An 18,635-nucleotide genomic window follows, 5' to 3' on the forward strand; every position below is an offset into this window, starting at 1 on the left:
TTGTAGTTCTGGCCCTGCCAGAACTACAACAACCGACCACTCAACGCATTTCCGGGGAGGGCGGCTTGGCAGGGCGGATGCGCCAGCCGGCTGCACTACGCTCAGAACGCTATGTCCCGCCTCGCCACGATGTTCGCTGCGCTCGCCGACACCGCGCTCGCGGTCGTCGTCGGCATTCTTACGCCACTCGCCGTCGCCGCGGCCGGGTGGCTCATTTCTGGCAGCTTCCAGACGACCCCGTGGGAGGTGCCGCTTGCCGCAGCGATGGCGCTGTGGACGCTCGGCCTCACGAGCGCCGTCGGCTTCACAGTGCATCCGGAGGCCTTCCCCTCGCTGCAGCTCGCCGAGCCGTTCGGCTTCGTCGTCTCGCTCGCGCCGCTCGCGATCACGGCCTACATTGCCTGGTTCGCGTGGCGCACCGGCCGCCGCATCGTCGAGGCCGACGAGGACGGCCCGTGGCTGTCGCTCGCGGTCAGCGCGGCCGCCTTCATCATCGGCAACCAGCTCGCGCTCCAGCTCGGCGGCACCGACATCGCCCGCCTCGAGCCGGGCGGGGTCGCCGCAGGCGGCACGCTCATCTGGGTCGTCGGACTCCTCGCTGGCGCGCGCATCTGGGAGTTTGTGCCCTGGACTCGCCTGCTCGGCGACCGTACCGACGCGATTCTGACCGCCGCATCCCGCGCCCTTCGCCTCGCGCTCGGCTTCGTCGTCGGCCTGTTCGCGCTCGCGAGCGCGCTCGTGCTCGGCGGTCTCGTGCTGAACATGGGTGACATTGTGGGCCTCACGCAGTTGCTTCAGCTCGATGCCTGGGGCAATGTGTCGGTCGGTCTCACCGAGCTGCTCTACCTGCCGACGCTGCTCGTGTGGGCGATCGCGTGGCTGCTCGGCGCGGGCGTCCAGTTCGGCGCCGGCACGATGGCGAATCCCGGTGCGACCGATGCGGGCCCGCTGCCCATCCTGCCGCTGCTCGGCGTCGTGCCCGAGCCGCAAACCACCCTGCTCTGGTCGCTGCTCGCGCTGCCGGTGTTGCTCGCGGCGGTGCTGACGATGTGGCTGCGCACGACGACGAAGGGCGCGGATGCGGGGCCCTGGTGGCAGCGCCTCATCGTGCCCGCGTCGGGCGCGATCGTCGCGGCGCTCATCCTCACCTGGCTCGCGTACCTCTCGCGCGGCGCGGTCGGCCCGGGGCGCCTCACCGAATTCGGCCCAGTGCCTTGGCTCGTGCTCGTCTACGCGACCGCGCTGCTGCTCATCGGCGCGGTCGCAGGCGCGTACATCCCCGTGCCCGTCCTCGCGGCCGACGAACTCGAGACACCGGAGGAGCCGGGCGCGTTCCGTGACCTCGCGACCGAAGATCTCGAGGACGTGCGCACCGCCCGCACCCTCCGCGCGGTCGAGGACGACGCCGACCCCTACGCCGAGTTCGAGGACCTCGACGGGCCGGCCCGCACCGCCTGGTGGCGGCGGGCCGTCTACGCGACGCAGGATCGCCTCGACGACCTCACCGCCGGCCGCCGACGCACCACCACGGCCGCCCGCGACGCCGACGGCGACGGTGACTGGCCTGAGGACGATCGCGACCACGCCACCGAGCCGCGCGACCAGTTCGACACCGATGAGCTCGAACGCGGCGAGCTGCGCGCTGCCGAGTCTGAGTCTGAGGCTGACGAGTTCGACGCCGACGACGACGAGGATGCGCCGCTCACGGTCGTACGCCGGGCCCGGCAACGATCGGTCGCGGGCAGCGCCATCGCGCATGATGACGACGCGAGCGACGAGCCCACGATCGACACCGACGCTGCCCCCGAGCCCACCGCATCCGACCGAGCGACTCGTCAGCGCGACGCTGACCAGCGTTCGACGCGCGGTCGCAAGCCCGCGCCGCGCCGCAACCTCGGCGACCTGGCAGACGCACTGCGGCGCCCCGACGAACCCGACATCTACGGAGATATCGACCTCGACGAGGCGCCGCGAGGACCTCGAAAGTAGCGTTACTGCTTGGTGACCTGGTCGTCGCCAAAGTTGGGCGCCTGCTGGCCGTACTGCGGCGCGGCGGCGTCACCCTGTGTCGACTGCGCCGGGTAGTAACCGGCCTGCGCGCCGTACTGCTGGGCCTGCGCCTGCTGCGCCTGCTGCGCCTGCGCGGGCGTCCACTGCGAGGCCTGCGCCCCCTGCGACTGCTGCTGCCACTGCTGCGACTGCTGGGGCGCGCCGTACTGCGGCGCGGCCTGCTGGCCGCCGAATTGCCCCGCGGCCGACTGGCCGCCGGCCTGCTGCTGCTGCGCATCCTGGTTGCCCTTGCGGGTCACGACGGCGACGATGAGCAGAATGATGCCGAGCGGGATGAGAATGACCGGACCCCACACCTGCACCATGAGGCGCACGTTGTTCGCACCGTTCGTGCCCTCGGTGACCCAGAAGACGTCCATGAAGTCGATGCCGGGGTACTCGGCTACCGTGCGGGCGGTGTTGAAGATGTTGAGCGCGAGCAGCACGATGCCGATGACGAGCGAGCTGAGCCCGAAGCGAACGAACGGGTTGGCCTGTTTGCGGAACATGTTGGGGGGTCTCCTCGAAGTCGTCCGGCGCTCGTGCGCCGTGTCTCCTCAAATCATTCCGGTCGGATGCTCGGGGCGGATCGGTCGACGGATGTACTGCCTGGCCTACCGCGCGCGCATTTCCTACCGAGTGGGGCCCCGGCGGCTTCCCGCGGCGTCCAGTCGCGTGCCGCGTAGAATTGCCTGGTGCTTAAGGTCGTCGTGCTCATCTCCGGAACCGGATCGAACCTTCGCGCGCTCCTCGACGGCCTCGACGAGGCGCGCGCGAGCGATGCGCCCATCGCCGCCGAGATCGTCGCGATCGGCGCCGACACCGAGCGGGCGAACCTCGCACTCGGCGACGAGCGGGGCATCCCGACCTTCGTCGTCGCGCCGGGCGCGTACCCCGACCGCGCCGCGTGGGGGGATGCGCTGCTCGCCAAGGTGCGCGAGTTCGGCCCCGACCTGACGATCCTTTCGGGCTTCATGCGTCTCGTGCCGCCGCGCGTCGTCGACGCACTCGCGCCCGAGCTGCTCAACACGCATCCCGCGTATCTGCCCGAGTTCCCCGGCGCGCACGCCGTGCGCGATGCCCTCGAGGCCGGCGCCAACGAAACTGGCGCCACGATCATGATCGTCGACAACGGTGTCGACACGGGCCCCATCATCGACCAGCGCCGCATCGCCATCACCCCCGATGACACCGAGGTGACGCTGCACGAACGCATCAAGGTCGTCGAGCGGCAGCTGCTGCTCGACACGGTGCGACACCTCGCCGCCGGCACCCTGAACCTGAAGGAGATCGCGTCATGAGCGCCCCGAAAATCACCGAACCCCGTCGCGAGCGCGACCGCGTCGAGATCCGCCGCGCTCTGATCTCCGTCTCGGACAAGACCGACCTCGAGCGCCTCGCGACCGCGCTCGGCGAGGCCGGCGTCGAGATCGTCTCGACCGGCTCGACCGCGGGGCGCATCCGCGACCTCGGCGTGGCCGTGACCGACGCCGCCGACGTCACCGGCTTCCCCGAGATGCTCGACGGCCGCGTCAAGACGCTGCACCCGGCGATTCACGGCGGCCTGCTCGCCGACCTACGCCTCGCGTCGCACGAGCAGCAGCTCGGCGAGTTCGACATCAAACCCTTCGACCTCGTTGTCGTGAATCTCTACCCATTCGCCGAGACCGTCGCCTCGGGCGCGCAGGGCGACGACGTGGTCGAGCAGATCGACATCGGCGGTCCCGCGATGGTGCGCGCCTCGGCGAAGAACCACGCGAACGTGGCGATCGTCGTGTCGCCGGCGAGCTACGACGAGGTCATTGCCGCGCTGGGCGACGGCGGCACGACGCTTGCGCAGCGCCGCGACCTCGCGGCCGCAGCCTTCGCGCACACCGCGGAGTACGACACCAACGTCTCGAACTGGTTCAAGCGCGAGCTCGCTGCTGCGGCCGAGGCGGATGCGCCTGCCGCGCTGCCCGAGCAGCTCAAGGTCGTCGCGGCCGAGCGCACCCCGCTGCGCTACGGCGAGAACTCGCACCAGCGGGCGGCGCTCTACCGCCTCGCCGACGGCCACGGCATCGCCCAGGCGACGCAGCTGCACGGCAAGGAGATGTCGTATAACAACTACGTCGACGCCGATGCCGCCGTGCGCGCCGCCTACGACTTCGCTGAGCCCGCCGTCGCGATCATCAAGCACGCGAACCCCTGTGGCATCGCGATCGCGCCCGTCGACCTTGACGACGCCGCGGCCATCGCCGAGGCACACCGCCGCGCGCACGCGACCGACCCCGTGTCGGCCTTCGGCGGCGTCGTCGCCGCGAACCGCGAGGTGTCGGCCGAGATGGCGCAGACCCTGAGCGAGATCTTCACCGAGGTTGTCGTCGCCCCCGGCTTCGCCGACGAGGCGCGCGAGATCCTCTGGCGCAAGAAGAACATCCGCCTGCTCGAGCTGCCCGAGGGCTACGCGCGTGAGGCACTCGAGCTGCGCCAGATCTCGGGTGGCCTGCTCGCGCAGACCCCCGACACCTACGCGCCCGAGGGCATCAGCGCGAGCTGGGAGCTCGTCACCGGCGGGGCCGCCGACGAGGCGACCCTGCGCGACCTCGAGTTCGCGTGGAAGGCCGTGCGCGCCGTGAAGTCGAACGCGATCCTGCTCGCCCACGACGGCGCCGCGGTCGGCGTCGGCATGGGCCAGGTCAACCGCGTCGACTCGTGCCACCTCGCGGTGAACCGTGCGGGCGAGCGCGCGAGCGGCTCGGTCGCCGCATCCGACGCCTTCTTCCCCTTCGCCGACGGCCTCGAAACCCTCATCGCGGGCGGCGTGCGCGCCGTCGTGCAGCCGGGAGGCTCGATTCGCGACGACGAGGTGAAGGCGGCCGCCGAGCAGGCCGGCATCACGATGTACTTCACCGGCGAACGCCACTTCTTCCACTAACCCCGCGCAGCCCTCCCCGCCGCCGACTCAGAAAGCCCGATTTGTCTCAGCAGTCCACTCCGAAACCCCAGCTCGCCATCGTCGCGCTCGCCGCGCTCGCGGCGGCCGGGGTGACGCTCGCCGCGACCCTGTTTAAGACGAACGAACGCGACCTCACCTTCTCTGTGTCGGTGTGGGACACGTTCTCGAACGCGTTCGGCATCGCCGCCGTGCCGGTGCTGATCTACTTCGTCGCGCTCGCGATCTTCGGCCTCTTCGGCTGGCTGCGCAACTGGTGGCGCGGGCTCATCGCGGGCACGGTGTCGATCATCATCGGCGGCGCGCTCGGGTACCTGCTGCAGATCGTCTCGAACGGGGTCGACCTCAACGGCGACGCCTGGGCGGCGATCTTCAGCGAGTTCCTCGGCCTCAACTTCCCGTTGCTTGTCTCGGGGATGCTCTCGGCGACCTTCGTCGCACCCGCGGCCCTGCGCACGCTCGCGCCGGTGGCCGGCGAGCCCGCACGTTACGCTGCGGCCGCGAGCGGCGAGGCAACCGCCTCGACGTTCGACTCCGGCTCGGCGTTCCTGCGCATCCCCTCGGACGCGCTGCTCGAGCGACTCGGTGACGAATCGGACGATGCGAACGAGCAGTGGGAGGCCCTCGTCTCGGCATTCGAGCAGCACGACTGGGGCACGCAGGCCGTGCCGGGCGGCGACGAGGACGATGAGCGGTCGGTGCTGCTCGGCGACACCGCACTCGTGCTCGGCGAGCAGGTCATCATGGCTCGCCCGAAGCACGGCGAGGCCCGCGCGAGCCTCATCGCCGTGCGCGAAACCCTCGAGACCGCGGGTGCCGTGTTCGACGAGCTTGAGGCCCCCGCCGAGTTCAACCCGGCCGACGTCGTGCAGGCCGAAGGCGTGCTCTACGTCGGTGTCGGCGGCACGACGAATAAGTCGGCCGTGCGCGGCCTGCGCCGCCTGCTTGGTGACCGCGGCTATCGCGTCGTCGGCGTGCCGATGATGGGCTCGGTGCCGCTCAGCGAGGCGCTCAGCGTACTACCCGACGGCACTCGACTCATTTGGCGCGAGGCGCTCGAGACCCCCGATGTGCTCGGCGACTGCCTCATCGCCCCCGAGCCCGCGGGCGCCGCGGTGCTCGCGCTCTCGCCGACGGTGCTCGCCGTGTCAGCCGACGCCCCGAGCACGGCAGACCTGCTCGAAGACCTCGGCTACGAGGTCGAGCGGCTCGACATCAGCGCCTTCGCACAGGTCGGCGGCACGCTGCCGCGGCTCTCGCTGCGTTCGCGCGACTAGGCCATGAACGAAGAACCCCGCGACCAATGGTCGCGGGGTTCTTCGTTGCGTCGCCGTGCGCGGGCGCCCTAGGAGATCTTGCGGATGCCGATGACCTCGCCGTACTGCGTCTCGCCGACAATCTCGAAGCCCATCGCGGTGAAGAACTTGCCGGGGCCGAGGTCGCCGTCTTCCCAGACCGCGACCACCTGGTCGAAGCCACGGTTGACGGCCTCGTCGACCACCGCGTCCACCGCGAACCGGCCGATGCCGCGGCGCTGCTGCGTGGCGTCGACGTTCATACGGAGGATCGTGGCTCGGTAGAGCTCATCTGCCGCCTCTTCGTTGAACGTCGCCATGATGAAGGCGACGATGTTGCCGTCGGCCTCGACCACGCGCGGCCACATGGTCTCTTGGTTGACGTAGGCCTCGGCAATCGAGTGCGAAACGGGGGCAACGAATGCCTCCTGCCCGGGCTTGAGCGTGAGGGCGTTAGCGGCGACGACGTTGTCGGCGGTCAGCGGGGCGATGCGCATCTCAGTCATGTTCGCAGCGTACCTGGAAGTCTTGAAACCGCCCGGGGTGTTTACCAGGATGAAGCGAAACTCGCACGTGACGGCAACCTAGACTGAACGGAGGTTTGTTGATGGCGCGCTGGCACAGGCCGGCTGCACACGGGGAGGTCGGGATGACTCAGGAGGCGACAGGCGGCTTGCGAGAGCTCACGGTGCTGGTGCGCTCGGACGGCGAAGGCGAGCTGCGCGATGGCGGACGAGTGACCCGGATGCGCGCGGCGGATTCCGACGAACTCCGCGGCATGCTCATGGAGCGGGCGCTCGCGGTCGCGTTCGACGAGGGCGTCGACGTGCACGTGACGACGATCGACGTCGATGGCGTTTATGACTTGCTTTGCACGGCAGATGGCCAGGTCGACGAGGTCGGCGATATGCGACCGCTGCAGCCGGGGGACAACGACCTCACGCCCGAGGCGCCGATCCGTCAGACCGACGGCGGCTACGCGTCGCTGTTCGGACTCGACGTCGACGAGCCGTCGACCGACGTTGATGCGCCGAGCGTGCCCGTGCACGAGACCGAGCGACTGCCGCGCGAGGCCATGATGGCCAAGCTCGACTACGACGAACTGCTGCGTGGCGAAGAGACGGCGCAGGACGAAGACGCCGCGCTCTCGACGCAGGGGCTGTTCGACGGCGCGAAGACCGGCCCGGTGCCGGTCGGCGAGGCTGACGAGTTGCTCGACGAGGAAGTCGACGATGAGTTCCACGATGAGGGACTCGACCACGACTTTGACGAGCTCGACGAGCAGCAGGCGGCCTCCGACGATGCGGTCGCAGCCGAACACGAGAGCACTGCCGACGCCGACTTGAACAACTCGGCCGACGCCGAAGCCGCCGACTCGAGCGACCCCGCCGACGCCGACGCCGACGCCGACGCCGCCGACGTCGCCGCGGACCGCCCGCCGTTCGAGCAGACGCCGGGCGCGAAGCCGCCCGTGTGGCGTGACCGGCCGGCCGACGCCGCGACTCAGGGCTGGCGCGACCAGGACGTGACGGACGAGGACGTCGCCGACACCGACGAGTGGCAGCCGAACTTCCTGCGCGCCCGCGAGGCGAACGACGCGCCGGCGGCGACGCCAAACCAGAGCCCCGCGGCCGCTCGCGCCGCGCAGGCCGCCGCGAGCGTCGCAGCCGAGCACGGTGGCAGCCACGACCGACGGGGCACGCCGCCGAAGCCCGAACACCGACCGAACACCGAGGGAGTGCCGACCCTCGACGACTTCTTCGCCGAGAAGTCGCCGGCGCGCAAGCGGCCCGCCGAGCAGGGATGGCGCGCGAACCTGCGCCGCATGACCGGCGGGCTCATCACGCTCGGCCCGGGCGCGAAGGAGCGCAGCCGTCGCGACGAGATCGCGTCGATTCAGCGCACCTTCCAGGGCCCGCGCACGATCGTCGTGATGAACCCGAAGGGTGGCGCCCACAAGACCACCGCGACGCTGATGATCGCGGCGACCTTCGGCACCATGCGCGGCGGCTACACGCTCGCGTGGGATAACAACGAGACCCGCGGCACCCTCGGGTGGCGCTCGCGCCCCGGCGTGAACAAGAACACCGCCGTCGACCTGCTGCGCGAGCTGCCGCGCTTCGAGATCTCGGGCGGCATGACGATCGCCGACGTCGACCGCTACGTGCGCAACCAGGGCGACGCGAAGTTCGACGTGCTCGCGAGCGATGACGACGCGGCGAGCGCCGCGATCATCGACGACGACGCGTTCAGCCGCCTGCACACCGTGCTGTCGCGGTTCTACCGCATCATGGTCATCGACACGGGCAACAACATGCGCGCCTCGAACTGGGAGGCCGCGCTCGACGTCGCCGACCAGCTCGTCATCGTGTCGACGGCACGCGAAGACACGGCGGCATCGGCCGCGTGGCTCGCCGACGGCCTGCGTGAGCGCGGCTACGGTGACAAGCTTGCGAACGCCGTGACGATTCTCTCGTCGCCCTCCGAGAAGGAAGACACCGACCTCACCCAGAAGCTCACCTCGCACTTCCAGCAGCTCACGCGCGCCGTCGTGTCGGTGCCGTACGACCAGGAGTTCGTGGGCGGCGGCGAGCTCGACATCCCGAGCCTGCAGCCCGGCACCCTCGAAGCCTGGCGCCACGCGGCGGCCGTCATCTCGCAGGGGCTGTAGCGCGCATCCGGGTGCCGCGAGGCATCTAGGCTAGAGGTATGTTGCGTGTTGTAGCGGGAGAGCAGTCGGCCACCCCGGCCGAAATGGATGCCATCGTTGCCGGGCTCGACGAGCGCGCGGGGGTCATTCTCGCGTCGGGCGTCGAATACCCGGGCCGTTACACACGATGGGACATCGGCTTCATCGACCCGCCGCTCTCGCTCGAGGGCCGCGGGTTCGAGCTGCGGATGCGCGCGCTCAACGACCGCGGGCGGGTGCCGCTCGCGTGCTTCACCGACGCGCTCGAAGCCGCCGACGGCATTGACGTCCAGCGGGTCGACGAGACCGACACGCGTATTCGTGTCACCCCACAGCGCGACGAACTGCTCCCCGAAGAGCAGCGCACGCGCCGCCGCTCGAGCTTCACGGTGCTGCGGGTCATTCTCGAGCAGTTACCAAAGGACTCGGGCCGGCACTTCGGCCTCTACGGCGCGTTCGGCTACGACCTCGTGCGGCAGATCGAGACGCTCGCCGAGCCCGCCGGCGGCGAGCAGCGCGACCTCGCGGTGTATCTGCCCGACAGCATCCTTGCCGTTGACCGGCAGCGCGGCGACGCGCGTCGCTACGACTTTGACTTTGACTACGAGGGCGCCTCGACCATCGGCGTCGCCCGCAGCGAGACCGTGTCGCCATTCACCGCGGCGCCGGCCTCGGCCGAGGCGAGCCGCGACCACGCGCCGGGGGAGTATGCCGCGCTCGTGCGTGAGGCGAAGCATTCGTTCGCACGCGGTGACCTGTTCGAGGTCGTGCCGGGCCAGGCGTTCCGTCGCCCCGTGCGCACCTCGCCGGCGCAGGTGTTCCGCAACCTCGTGCGCGACAACCCCGCGCCCTACGGCGCGCTCATGAACCTTGGCGACAACGAGTTTCTCGTCACCGCGAGCCCCGAGATGTTCGTGCGTGTGCACGGCTCGCGGGTCGAGACCGCGCCGATCTCGGGCACAATCGCCCGCGGCGCCGATGCGATCGAGGATGCCGACCGCATCCGCACCCTGCTCAACTCTGACAAGGACGCCTCGGAGCTCACGATGTGCACCGACGTCGACCGCAACGATAAGTCGCGCATCTGCGAGCCTGACAGCATCCGCATTATCGGGCGCCGCCAGGTCGAGCTCTACTCGAAGGTGATCCACACCGTCGACCACGTCGAGGGCAGGCTGCGCGAAGGCTTCGACGGGCTCGACGCGATCGCGACGCACATGTGGGCCGTGACCGTTACCGGGGCCCCGAAGATCTGGGCGATGCGGTTCATCGACGAGCACGAGCGCTCGCCGCGCACCTGGTACGCCGGCGCGCTCGGGGTGCTCTATGCCGACGGCGACGTCAACACCGGCCTGACAATTCGCGCGGCGATGATCCGCGAGGGCATCGCCGAGGTGCGCGCCGGTGGCACGCTGCTCATCGACTCGACGCCCGAAGACGAAGAGCGCGAGACCGAGATGAAGGCGCAGGCGCTGATCGAGGCGATTGCGGCGGGCCCGGATGCGACGGCCGCGGCCGAAACTGAGACCGAGCCGGTCGCCGCGAGCGGCGCGGGGCACCGCATTCTCATGTTCGACCACGAGGACTCGTTCGTGCAGATGCTTGCCGGCTACCTGCGCGCGACCGGAGCCGAGGTGCGCACGGTGCGCGTGCCGCGGGGTGGGCTTTCGGAGGCCGACATTCAGGCCGCGCTCGACGACGCCGACCCGAGCCTCGTCGTGATGTCGCCGGGGCCTGGCAACCCGCGCGACTTCGAGGATGCGCGCATCCTCGCCGCCGTCGACGCTCGCGGCCTCGCCGTGTTTGGCGTGTGCCTCGGGCAGCAGGCGATCGGCGAGTACTTCGGTGCGTCGCTCGGCCAGCTCGGGTATCCGCTGCACGGCAAGGAGCGCGAAGCGGTGCGAGTGGCCGAGGGGTTCCTCGACGAACTGCCCGAGCGCATCGTGACCGGCCGCTATCACTCGCTGTATATCGATCCGGCGACGCTGCCCGACGAACTCGTCGTCGTCGCGAGCGACGACGACGGCGTGCCGATGGCGATTCAGCACCCCGCGCAGCCGTGGTTCGCGGTGCAATTCCATCCCGAATCGCTCATGACGCTGCGCGATGCGGCAGGTCGCCGCATCATCGACGCGGTGTTCGAGCGCATCCCCGCGCCGCAACTTTCGGCGCGCTAGCCGGGCGTGTTGCGCGGGCCTGCTTCGACGGGCCGCAGAGTGGACGCAATGTGCCGTGAAACCCTTGGTCAGGCGGGTTTTTGGGTGCAATTTGTCACGTGACGAATGGTTGCGAAGAAACCGGTCAAAATTGGGGCATATTCGTCGGCGCGTCGATTACCAACCGTTCACCGATTGAGCCCAAAATCGAGCGGTGAATACGCGTATTGATTTCCGTTACCTCTCCGAAGACGACACGATCGCCGCTGGAGTGATGGACATGGCCGCCTGCGTCGATGCGATGGAAGAGACCTTCGCGCTCTACGCCGCCGGCGACTACCGCATGGCCGGCCCGAACAACGACTCGCACGGCGCCCGCATGATTTTCCCCGATGACCCGCCGTTCGAGAATATGCCCGCGAACAGCGACGACCGCCGCTTTACCGCGATGCCGGCCTACCTCGGTGGCTCGTTCGGCACGACGGGCGTGAAGTGGTACGGCTCGAACCTCGCGAACCGCGACAAGGGCCTGCCGCGCTCGATCCTCATGTTCATGCTCAACGACACCGACACTGCGGCGCCGCTCGCGCTCATATCGGCCAACCTGCTCTCGGCGATGCGCACCGGCGCCGTCTCGGGGGTCGCCGCCCGCCACTTTGCCCGCAGCGACTCGCGCGTCGCTGGCGTGATCGGCCCGGGTGTCATGGGGCGCACGACACTCGCTGCGCTCGCGGTGGCGTGTCCGATGCTCGACACCGTTCGGGTGCGTGGCCGCAGCCAGCAGGGCATCGATGACTTCCGTGCGTGGGTGGGCGAGTTCGTGCCGCAGATCACGACAATCGAGCAGGTCGACAGCGACGAGGCCGCGGTGCGCGGCAGCGATGTTGTCGCGGTCTGCACGACTGCGAAGGCAGGTGACGTCGATGCGTACCCGCTCATTCGCCGAGAGTGGCTCGAGGCAGGCGCGTTCGTGACGATGCCGGCCGCCGCGAACATCGACGAGGGGCTCGAGGCGCAAGAGGTGCGCAAGGTTGTCGACTCGTACGGTCTCTACGAAGCGTGGGGCATGGAATTCCCGACACCGACGCACCACCACGTCGGCATCATCGGCAACAAGTTCCTCGACCTCGTCTCTGAAAACAAGCTGCGTCACTGGGACATCGAGGAGCTCGGCCCCGTCGTCGAACGCCGCACCGAGGGCCGCCGCACGCCCGAGGAGATCGTGCTCGTGTCGATCGGTGGCCTGCCGATCGAGGACGTCGCGTGGGGCACCGTGCTGTACCGCAACGCCCTCGAGCGGGGCATCGGCACGAGCCTGCCGCTCTGGCAGACACCGGCACTCGTCTGACACCGCGCGACGGCGGTCATCGCCGTCGCGTGACCCAGCTGTCCTATAGACGGCGCAGGGGGTATATATCTCTCTTCTGCGTCACCTCTGGGGCAGCTGGGACACGGCAGCCGAGTGAAGCGGCGCTAGAAGGCCCGGTAGTCGACCTTTTCGAGGCGGGGGCCACGGCGTGGGCGGCGCGGGCCAGCCGCGAGCAGTAGGCGCACGGCGCGGAAGCGCTGGCCGCGCCACGGTTCGAGCGCGGCGAGCATCTCGTCGTCGCTGAAGTCGCGGCCCTCGAGCGCGTGGCCGACGTACTTGCGCAGGTGATAGTCGCCGACCGACACAGCATCGGCGTCGCCGAGGGCGCGCTGCGCGAGCTCCGCGCTGGTCCAGCGGCCTACGCCCGGAAGCGACTCGAGCCGCTCTCGGGCCACGGCGGCGGGGTGCTGTGCGAGCCGGTCGATGGCGCTCGCACGCTCGGCGAGCCGCGCGACGGTGCGGCTGCGCGCCGGTTCGACGCCCGCGCGGTGCCACTCCCAGCTCGGCACACGTCGCCACGCGGCGGCGGACGGCGCCACGCGCATGCGGGCCGCGAGCTCGGGCGGCAGCGGACCGGGTGCGGCCTCGCCGAAGCGCAGCACAAGGCGCCGGTATGACGCCGTCGCCTGCTGCACGATCACCTTTTGCTCGAGCACCACGGGAACGAGTTCGGCGAACACCGCGCCGGTGCGGGGCACGCGCATGCCGCTCGCGCGCCGAAACTCGGCCCGGACCTCAGGAAGTAGCGGGTCGAAGCCCGCGGCGTCGTCGGCCGCCCCGCAGATCTCGGGCGCGGCCTCGAGTGCCGCCTCGGCGCCGTCGCCCCACGCGCGGGCGCGCAGCGTGCCGCCCGCGAGCTGCGTGAGCCGCAGTGTTGCGCTGGCATCGCCGAAGCGGCGGGCGAGCAACGCATCCGTGCCGCCCGCAAGCCACTGGAACGTTGGATCCCCGGCGCCGTGCTGCAGCGCCGACAGGGTGAGCCCCAGATCGGTACGGTGCGGCGGCTGCCACTCGCGCTCAAGGAAACTGCTCATGTGAACATGCTCCTCCGAGGCTCCGACACGGCCGGGCAGGCGCGCGGTTGATGCACAACGATGGTCGTGCCGAGATTGGCAAGTGGGGCGCGCCGCCGACACCGCCCGAACGACCCGCGGCTAGCGGAAGACGATGGTGCGGTGCCCGTCGAGCAGGATGCGGTGCTCGGCGAACCACTTCACGGCCTGCGTGAGGGTACGCGACTCTTCGTCCTGGCCCATGGCCTGCAGCTCGGCGACGGTGTCGGCGTGGTCGACGCGGCGCACGTTCTGCTCGATGATCGGGCCCTCGTCGAGGTCGGTGGTCACAAAGTGGGCGGTCGCGCCGACGAGCTTCACGCCTCGAGCGTGGGCCTGACGGTACGGGTTCGCGCCCTTGAAGCCGGGCAGGAACGAGTGGTGAATGTTGATGAGCCGACCCTCGAGCGCGGCGCAGAGCTCGGGTGAGACGATCTGCATGTAGCGAGCGAGCACGACGAGCTCGATGTCGTCGCTCTCGACGACTTCGAGCACGCGGCGCTCGAAGTCCGCCTTCTCTTGCGCGTTGCGCACGGGGCGGAACTCGAACGGCACATCGTAGAAGCCGGCCAGCTTGCCGAGCACTTCGTGGTTCGCCATGACCCGAGGAACGGTGATCGGCAGGTACCCCGCACGCTGACGAAACAGCAGGTCGTTCACGGCGTGCTCGGCCTTCGAGCCGAGCACGAGCGTGCGCAGCGGGCGGTGTGCCTCGTCGATGTGCACCTCGGCCCGCAGGGCGTCGCGCACCTCGTAGATGCCGGCCTCGAAGTCGGCACGGCTCGACGACGTCTCGACCTCGCAGCGCAGGAAGAAGCGGCCGGCATCGAGCGACGAGAACTGCTGCAGCTCGACAATGTTGCCGCCTCCGCGCGTGATCGCTCCCGTGAGCTCGTGCACGATTCCGGGCTGATCGTCGCAGACGAGGGTCAGCACAAGGTGCGAAGCGGGCGATGCGGCGGCGTTCGAGGGCGTGTCAGTCACCGCACCAGCGTAGCCTCAGAGCGTGCCAGAAACCTCGTCACGCGCGCCAGAACGGCCGTTTCCGCTGATCCCGCTCATCACACTCGCCGCCGCGACATTCCTCTCGGTGACGGTCGAGATGCTGCCCACGGGGCTCATGCCGCTCATGTCAGCGGGACTCGGCGCGAGCGAGTCGCAGATCGGCCTGCTCATGACGATCTTCGCGTTCACTGTCGTCGCACTGTCGACGCCGCTCGTCTACCTGCTGCAGCGGGTGCCGAAGCGCATCCTGCTCGTCGGCGTGCTCACGGCCTTCGCGATCGGCACAATCGGCACCGCGTTCGCGCCGAGCTACACCATCGTCGTGCTCACCCGCATCTTCACGGGCGCCGCACACGGCGTCTTTTGGGCGACCGTGACGTCGTACACCGGCGCGCTCGTCACCTCGAAACAGCTCACGAAGGCGGTGTCGATCACGGGCGGCGGCGGTGGCCTCGCGTTCGTGCTCGGCGTGCCGCTCGGCACCGCGCTCGGGCAGGTGCTCGGCTGGCGCACGACGTTCTTCGCGATCGCCGCGCTCTGCGTGCTCGTCGCGGCGCTGCTCTGGTTCGTGCTGCCGAAACGGGTCGAGGAGCAACCCGAGACCTCGGCCATCGAGGTCGTGCCCGCCCCGCAACCGATTGGTGACGTCGAGAAGACCGGCCTCGACGGCCCTCGGGTGCCACGGCCAACCCGCTCGATGTATCTCGTCGCCCTGCTCATATTGCTGTGCGCGCTGACGATGTCGGGCAACTACTCCTTCTACTCCTACATCTCGCCGTACCTGCTCGGCATTGTCTCGCTGCCGCCCGAGTGGCTCGCGACCGCACTCTTCGCCTTCGGCATCACCTCGGCGCTGGCGACGATGATCACCGGCCTGCTCTTCTCGAACCGGTCGACGCTCGGCCTTGCGGTCGCGTACGCCTGCATGCTGCTCGGCGCGGGGAGCCTCGCGTTCGCGCCGCAGGTGCTGCCGCTCGTCGTCGTGGGGCTTGGGCTCTGGGGCGCCGGGATGGGCTTCCTCCCGACCCTGCTCCAGTCGCGTCTGCTCGCGGTTGCGCCACGCAAGCACCGCGACCTCTCAAGCGCGCTCTACACCTCGGGCTTCAACCTCGGCATCGGCTCGGGCGCGTTCATCGGCGGCCTCCTCCTCGACGACTACGGCATCTGGTCGGTCGCGCCCGCCTTCCTCACCCTGGTCGGCTGCGCATTCATCGGCATGATGGTGATGGACTTTCGGCAGCGACGCGCGGCGGTCGCAACCCCGCCCATCCGCTGATTCGCGGCACCGCGGCCAGCGAGCGCGAGCCGGCGTGCGCTAGCCTGGCCGAAGACACGGGGTGCCCCACCGAGGGGCTGAGATCACACCCGAGAACCTGATCGAGTTCGCACTCGCGGAGGGATGTCGCGGCGACGTTGGTACGTCGGCACGCGCCGGCTTGCTGGCGTCGCATTCGTCCTCGTAGCGGCTCAGGAAACCGAGGTCGACCATGATTGCCAACGTTCTCTCGATTGCCGGAACCGACCCGAGCGGCGGCGCGGGCATCCAAGCCGACCTCAAGGCCTTCGCGGCGCAGGGCGCGTACGGCATGAGCGTGATCACCGCGGTCGTCGCGCAGAACACGCACGGGGTGCGCGACATCGTCGCCCTCGAGCCCGACTTCGTCGCGGCGCAGCTCGCCGCGGTGACCGACGATGTACGCGTGGACGCGATCAAGATCGGCATGGTCGCGAACGCGGGCATCGTCGCGGCGATCGCGCGCGGCCTTGACACGGTGCCTGAGGTGCCGGTCGTGCTCGATCCGGTGATGGTCGCGAAGAGCGGCGACCACCTGCTCGCGCAGGACACGGTGGCGGCGATCCGTGACGAGCTGCTGCCGCGGGCCACCGTCATCACTCCAAATCTGCCCGAGGGCTCCGTGCTCGCGGGCGGCGCCGAACCCCGCGACGTCGAGGGGATGCGCGAGCTGCTCCAGCGCCTGCGCGGTTGCGGCAGCGAGTGGGTGTTGCTCAAGGGCGGGCACCTCGCGGGGGAGGCGAGCGTTGACCTGCTCGCGAGCGGGCACGCCGACGAGCCGTGCGCGCGCGAGTACGCGGCCCCGCGCATCCGCACCCGCAACACCCATGGCACGGGCTGCACCCTCTCGGCCGCGATCGCGGCGCTCCTACCACGGCACGACGTGCCCACGAGCGTTGAGCTGGCGAAGCGGTACCTCACGGGCGCGCTGCGGCACGCCGACGAACTCGAGGTGGGTTCGGGGCACGGGCCGGTGCATCACTTTCATGAGCTCTGGCCCGTGCCCGCGGTCGTTGGCGCGTAGCCGCTAGTTCTTCACGAGCCCGCCGTCGACGACGAGGTTCTGCCCGGTCACGGCGCGCGCCCACGGCGACGCGAAGAACAGGGCGGCGTCGGCGAACTGCTCGGGCGTCGTGACCGAGCGCAGTGGGGTGCCCTGCGCGATGGCGTCGAACACCGCATCCGGCGTCGCGGCGCTCGCGTCGGTGGTGCGCAGCAAGCCGCCGCTGATCATGTTCACGGTGATGCCGCGAGGCCCGAGGTCGTCGGCGAAGGTGCGCGTGAGCGAGAGCAGTGCGGCCTTCGCGGCGGTGTAGTCGTGGTACGGCACGACGGGGTACTGAAACAGGTTCGTGCCGATGTTGACGACCCGGCCCGAACCCGCGCGGGCGAAGTGCGGGGCGGCCGTCTGAATCACGTTGAGCGCGCCGCGGATTGTGCCCGAGAACTGCGTGTCGAAGTCGGCGTAGTCGATCTCGTCGGCCTTCGCGCGCGCGTCGCCGTTGAACGAGAAGTCGATGAGCGCGTTGTTGACGACGGTGGTCACGGGCGCACCGAATGCGGCATCGGCGGCGGCGAAGAGTTGCTCGACCTCGGCGGGGTCGCGCACGTCGGCGCGAGCGGCCACCACGCGGCCGGGATTCGTCGCCTCGAGCTGCTCGGCCGCTTCGCGGCTGGTGCGGTAGTTGACAACGACGCGGGCGCCTTCGCGCACGAACGCCTGGGTGAGGGCGCGGCCGAGTCCGCGCGCGCCGCCCGTGACGAGCACGAGCTGCTCGGCCAGGGGGAGCGCGGTGGTGGGGTCGATGGTGGTGGTCATGCGTGGGCCTTTCGGGTGGAAGCGGATGCGGTGTGCCAGGCCGCGGCGAGGCCGCGGGCGGTGAGTGTGGGGTCGGGTGCGGCGCAGATCGCCGAGACGAGGGCGATGGCCGCCGCGCCGGCGTCGCGGAGCGGGGCGACGTCGTCGGGACGGATGCCGCCGATCGCGACCGCTGGCAGTGGGGTGCTCGCGGCGAGGGCGGCGAAACCCGCGATGCCGAGGGCGGGCGGATGGTCGGGCTTCGTCGAGGTCGGGCGGATCACGCCGATGCCGAGGTAGTCGACCGTGCCGACCGGCAGCGCGGCAACGGCCGCGAGGTGGGCGGACGTGTTCGCGGTGAGGCCGACGATCGCGTCCGGGCCGAGCGCGTCACGGGCCTCGCGCACCGCGGCGTCGCCCTGGCCGAGGTGCACGCCGTCGAGGCGAATGCCGAGTTTGCGCGCCGCGATCGCCACGTCGAGGCGATCGTTGATAAGCAGCGTCGCGCGGCCGTCGATCACCTCGGCGAGCCGTTCGATGTCGCGGAGTTGGTCCTCAGCGCTGCGGCGCTTTTCGCGGTACTGCACCGTCGTGACGCCGCCCAACACGGCCGCGTCGACGGTCGAGAGCAGGCCGCGCTCGCCCGTGAGGTGGCGGTCGGTGACGAGGTAGATGCCGGTGACGGGTGCGGGTGGTTGCCCGGTTGTGCAGCCGGTCGGCGTTGTGCCGTGGGCTGGCTGCGCGCTCTCGGCGGTCATGCCGCGTCGCCCGTCGTGGCCCGGACCGGCTCGAGGTCGCCGGCCGGTTCGAACCGGAGGCGCGTGCCTGCGGCCACCTCGGCCGGCGTGATGTGGGCGAGCGCGTCGAGCAGTTCGACGGCGAACGAGCCCGGCCCGGCCGCCCGGGCGGCCGCCCGCTCGGCCGCGCCGCCGGAGCTCACGTGCGCCGCGCCCAGCGCATCCAGCCCCGACAACTCGACCCGCACCGCGAGGA

15 protein-coding genes, 1 pseudogene and 1 riboswitch are annotated in these 18,635 nt (G+C 70.1%); of the genes and pseudogenes, 9 read left to right on the forward strand and 7 right to left on the reverse strand.

Annotated features, from left to right (window positions below; translation table 11 throughout):
• Positions 1-111: 111 nt before the first annotated feature.
• Positions 112-1,989 (forward strand): cell division protein PerM, encoded by a 1,878-nt coding sequence (locus tag QM019_RS11055; RefSeq protein ID WP_282853038.1) that lies wholly within the window; start codon positions 112-114, stop codon positions 1,987-1,989.
• 2 nt (positions 1,990-1,991) lie between these two features.
• Here the strand turns inward: QM019_RS11055 and QM019_RS11060 are convergent, their stop codons facing one another.
• On the reverse strand, positions 1,992-2,558 hold the full coding sequence (locus QM019_RS11060) for a hypothetical protein (protein ID WP_282853039.1): 567 nt from the start codon (positions 2,556-2,558) through the stop codon (positions 1,992-1,994).
• A 186-nt stretch (positions 2,559-2,744) separates the two neighbouring features.
• Between QM019_RS11060 and purN the strand changes: the two genes are divergently transcribed.
• Genes purN through QM019_RS11075 form a run of 3 tightly spaced genes read left to right on the forward strand, consistent with a single transcriptional unit; the run spans position 2,745 to position 6,261 of the window.
• Positions 2,745-3,350, forward strand: a complete 606-nt coding sequence (gene purN / locus QM019_RS11065; protein ID WP_282853040.1) for a phosphoribosylglycinamide formyltransferase — start codon at positions 2,745-2,747, stop codon at positions 3,348-3,350.
• Entirely contained in the window at positions 3,347-4,966 is a 1,620-nt protein-coding gene (purH, locus tag QM019_RS11070; protein ID WP_282853041.1) for a bifunctional phosphoribosylaminoimidazolecarboxamide formyltransferase/IMP cyclohydrolase, read from the forward strand. Before purN ends, purH begins: the two co-directional genes overlap by 4 nt.
• Positions 4,967-5,007: 41 nt before the next feature.
• Positions 5,008-6,261 carry a hypothetical protein gene (locus tag QM019_RS11075; RefSeq protein ID WP_282853042.1) on the forward strand — a complete coding sequence of 418 codons (1,254 nt, stop codon included), beginning with the start codon at positions 5,008-5,010 and terminating at the stop codon, positions 6,259-6,261.
• 68 nt (positions 6,262-6,329) lie between these two features.
• On the opposite strand, the gene QM019_RS11080 is transcribed toward QM019_RS11075, so the two are convergent.
• Entirely contained in the window at positions 6,330-6,785 is a 456-nt protein-coding gene (locus QM019_RS11080) for a GNAT family N-acetyltransferase (protein ID WP_193128139.1), read from the reverse strand.
• A gap of 143 nt (positions 6,786-6,928) precedes the next feature.
• Here QM019_RS11080 and QM019_RS11085 point away from each other — a divergent pair, with 143 nt between their 5' ends.
• The 3 genes from QM019_RS11085 to QM019_RS11095 all read left to right on the forward strand — a co-directional run bounded on the left by QM019_RS11085 (position 6,929) and on the right by QM019_RS11095 (position 12,472).
• On the forward strand, positions 6,929-8,950 hold the full coding sequence (locus tag QM019_RS11085) for a MinD/ParA family ATP-binding protein (protein ID WP_282853043.1): 2,022 nt from the start codon (positions 6,929-6,931) through the stop codon (positions 8,948-8,950).
• 38 nt (positions 8,951-8,988) lie between these two features.
• On the forward strand, positions 8,989-11,145 hold the full coding sequence (locus tag QM019_RS11090; protein WP_282853044.1) for an anthranilate synthase component I: 2,157 nt from the start codon (positions 8,989-8,991) through the stop codon (positions 11,143-11,145).
• A 193-nt stretch (positions 11,146-11,338) separates the two neighbouring features.
• Positions 11,339-12,472, forward strand: coding sequence for a tyramine oxidase subunit B (locus QM019_RS11095; RefSeq protein ID WP_282853045.1), 1,134 nt, complete (start codon positions 11,339-11,341; stop codon positions 12,470-12,472).
• A 125-nt stretch (positions 12,473-12,597) separates the two neighbouring features.
• Here the strand turns inward: QM019_RS11095 and QM019_RS11100 are convergent, their stop codons facing one another.
• Together QM019_RS11100 and QM019_RS11105 are read right to left on the reverse strand one after the other, a co-directional pair.
• The gene (locus QM019_RS11100) at positions 12,598-13,527 is read right to left on the reverse strand and encodes a DNA-3-methyladenine glycosylase family protein (protein ID WP_282828286.1); all 930 of its coding nucleotides are present in this window, start codon (positions 13,525-13,527) and stop codon (positions 12,598-12,600) included.
• Between the two features lie 120 nt (positions 13,528-13,647).
• Positions 13,648-14,529 (reverse strand): formyltetrahydrofolate deformylase, encoded by an 882-nt coding sequence (locus QM019_RS11105; RefSeq protein ID WP_125107069.1) that lies wholly within the window; start codon positions 14,527-14,529, stop codon positions 13,648-13,650.
• 22 nt (positions 14,530-14,551) lie between these two features.
• Between QM019_RS11105 and QM019_RS11110 the strand changes: the two genes are divergently transcribed.
• Both QM019_RS11110 and thiD read left to right on the forward strand, forming a co-directional pair.
• Positions 14,552-15,826: an MFS transporter gene (locus tag QM019_RS11110; RefSeq protein WP_193128142.1), complete on the forward strand. Its 1,275-nt coding sequence runs from the start codon at positions 14,552-14,554 to the stop codon at positions 15,824-15,826.
• A 47-nt stretch (positions 15,827-15,873) separates the two neighbouring features.
• A riboswitch (TPP riboswitch) is annotated at positions 15,874-15,967 on the forward strand.
• A gap of 70 nt (positions 15,968-16,037) precedes the next feature.
• The gene (gene thiD, locus QM019_RS11115; protein WP_282853046.1) at positions 16,038-16,868 is read left to right on the forward strand and encodes a bifunctional hydroxymethylpyrimidine kinase/phosphomethylpyrimidine kinase; all 831 of its coding nucleotides are present in this window, start codon (positions 16,038-16,040) and stop codon (positions 16,866-16,868) included.
• 3 nt (positions 16,869-16,871) lie between these two features.
• Here the strand turns inward: thiD and QM019_RS11120 are convergent, their stop codons facing one another.
• From QM019_RS11120 to QM019_RS11130, 3 genes and pseudogenes are all read right to left on the reverse strand, one after another.
• Positions 16,872-17,663, reverse strand: a complete 792-nt coding sequence (locus QM019_RS11120; RefSeq protein ID WP_282853047.1) for a 3-oxoacyl-ACP reductase — start codon at positions 17,661-17,663, stop codon at positions 16,872-16,874.
• Complete coding sequence (thiE, locus tag QM019_RS11125) at positions 17,660-18,400, reverse strand: thiamine phosphate synthase (protein WP_282853048.1); 741 nt, start codon at positions 18,398-18,400, stop codon at positions 17,660-17,662. The genes QM019_RS11120 and thiE overlap by 4 nt, the downstream gene beginning before the upstream one ends.
• A pseudogene (locus tag QM019_RS11130) lies at positions 18,397-18,635 on the reverse strand (hypothetical protein); the annotation flags it as partial. The pseudogene QM019_RS11130 and the gene thiE, both read right to left, overlap by 4 nt.

Source organism: Gulosibacter sediminis (assembly GCF_030011715.1).
Classification (GTDB): Bacteria; Actinomycetota; Actinomycetes; order Actinomycetales; family Microbacteriaceae; genus Gulosibacter; species Gulosibacter sediminis.

What these genes read in the sequence shown, in the direction of transcription:
- QM019_RS11055 (WP_282853038.1), top strand. Translation starts at nt 112, where the DNA reads ATGTCCCGCCTCGCCACGATGTTCGCTGCGCTCGCCGACACCGCGCTC.
- QM019_RS11060 (WP_282853039.1), bottom strand. Translation starts at nt 2,558, where the DNA reads ATGTTCCGCAAACAGGCCAACCCGTTCGTTCGCTTCGGGCTCAGCTCG.
- purH (WP_282853041.1), top strand. Translation starts at nt 3,347, where the DNA reads ATGAGCGCCCCGAAAATCACCGAACCCCGTCGCGAGCGCGACCGCGTC.
- QM019_RS11080 (WP_193128139.1), bottom strand. Translation starts at nt 6,785, where the DNA reads ATGACTGAGATGCGCATCGCCCCGCTGACCGCCGACAACGTCGTCGCC.
- QM019_RS11085 (WP_282853043.1), top strand. Translation starts at nt 6,929, where the DNA reads ATGACTCAGGAGGCGACAGGCGGCTTGCGAGAGCTCACGGTGCTGGTG.
- QM019_RS11090 (WP_282853044.1), top strand. Translation starts at nt 8,989, where the DNA reads ATGTTGCGTGTTGTAGCGGGAGAGCAGTCGGCCACCCCGGCCGAAATG.
- QM019_RS11100 (WP_282828286.1), bottom strand. Translation starts at nt 13,527, where the DNA reads ATGAGCAGTTTCCTTGAGCGCGAGTGGCAGCCGCCGCACCGTACCGAT.
- thiD (WP_282853046.1), top strand. Translation starts at nt 16,038, where the DNA reads ATGATTGCCAACGTTCTCTCGATTGCCGGAACCGACCCGAGCGGCGGC.
- QM019_RS11120 (WP_282853047.1), bottom strand. Translation starts at nt 17,663, where the DNA reads ATGACCACCACCATCGACCCCACCACCGCGCTCCCCCTGGCCGAGCAG.
- thiE (WP_282853048.1), bottom strand. Translation starts at nt 18,400, where the DNA reads ATGACCGCCGAGAGCGCGCAGCCAGCCCACGGCACAACGCCGACCGGC.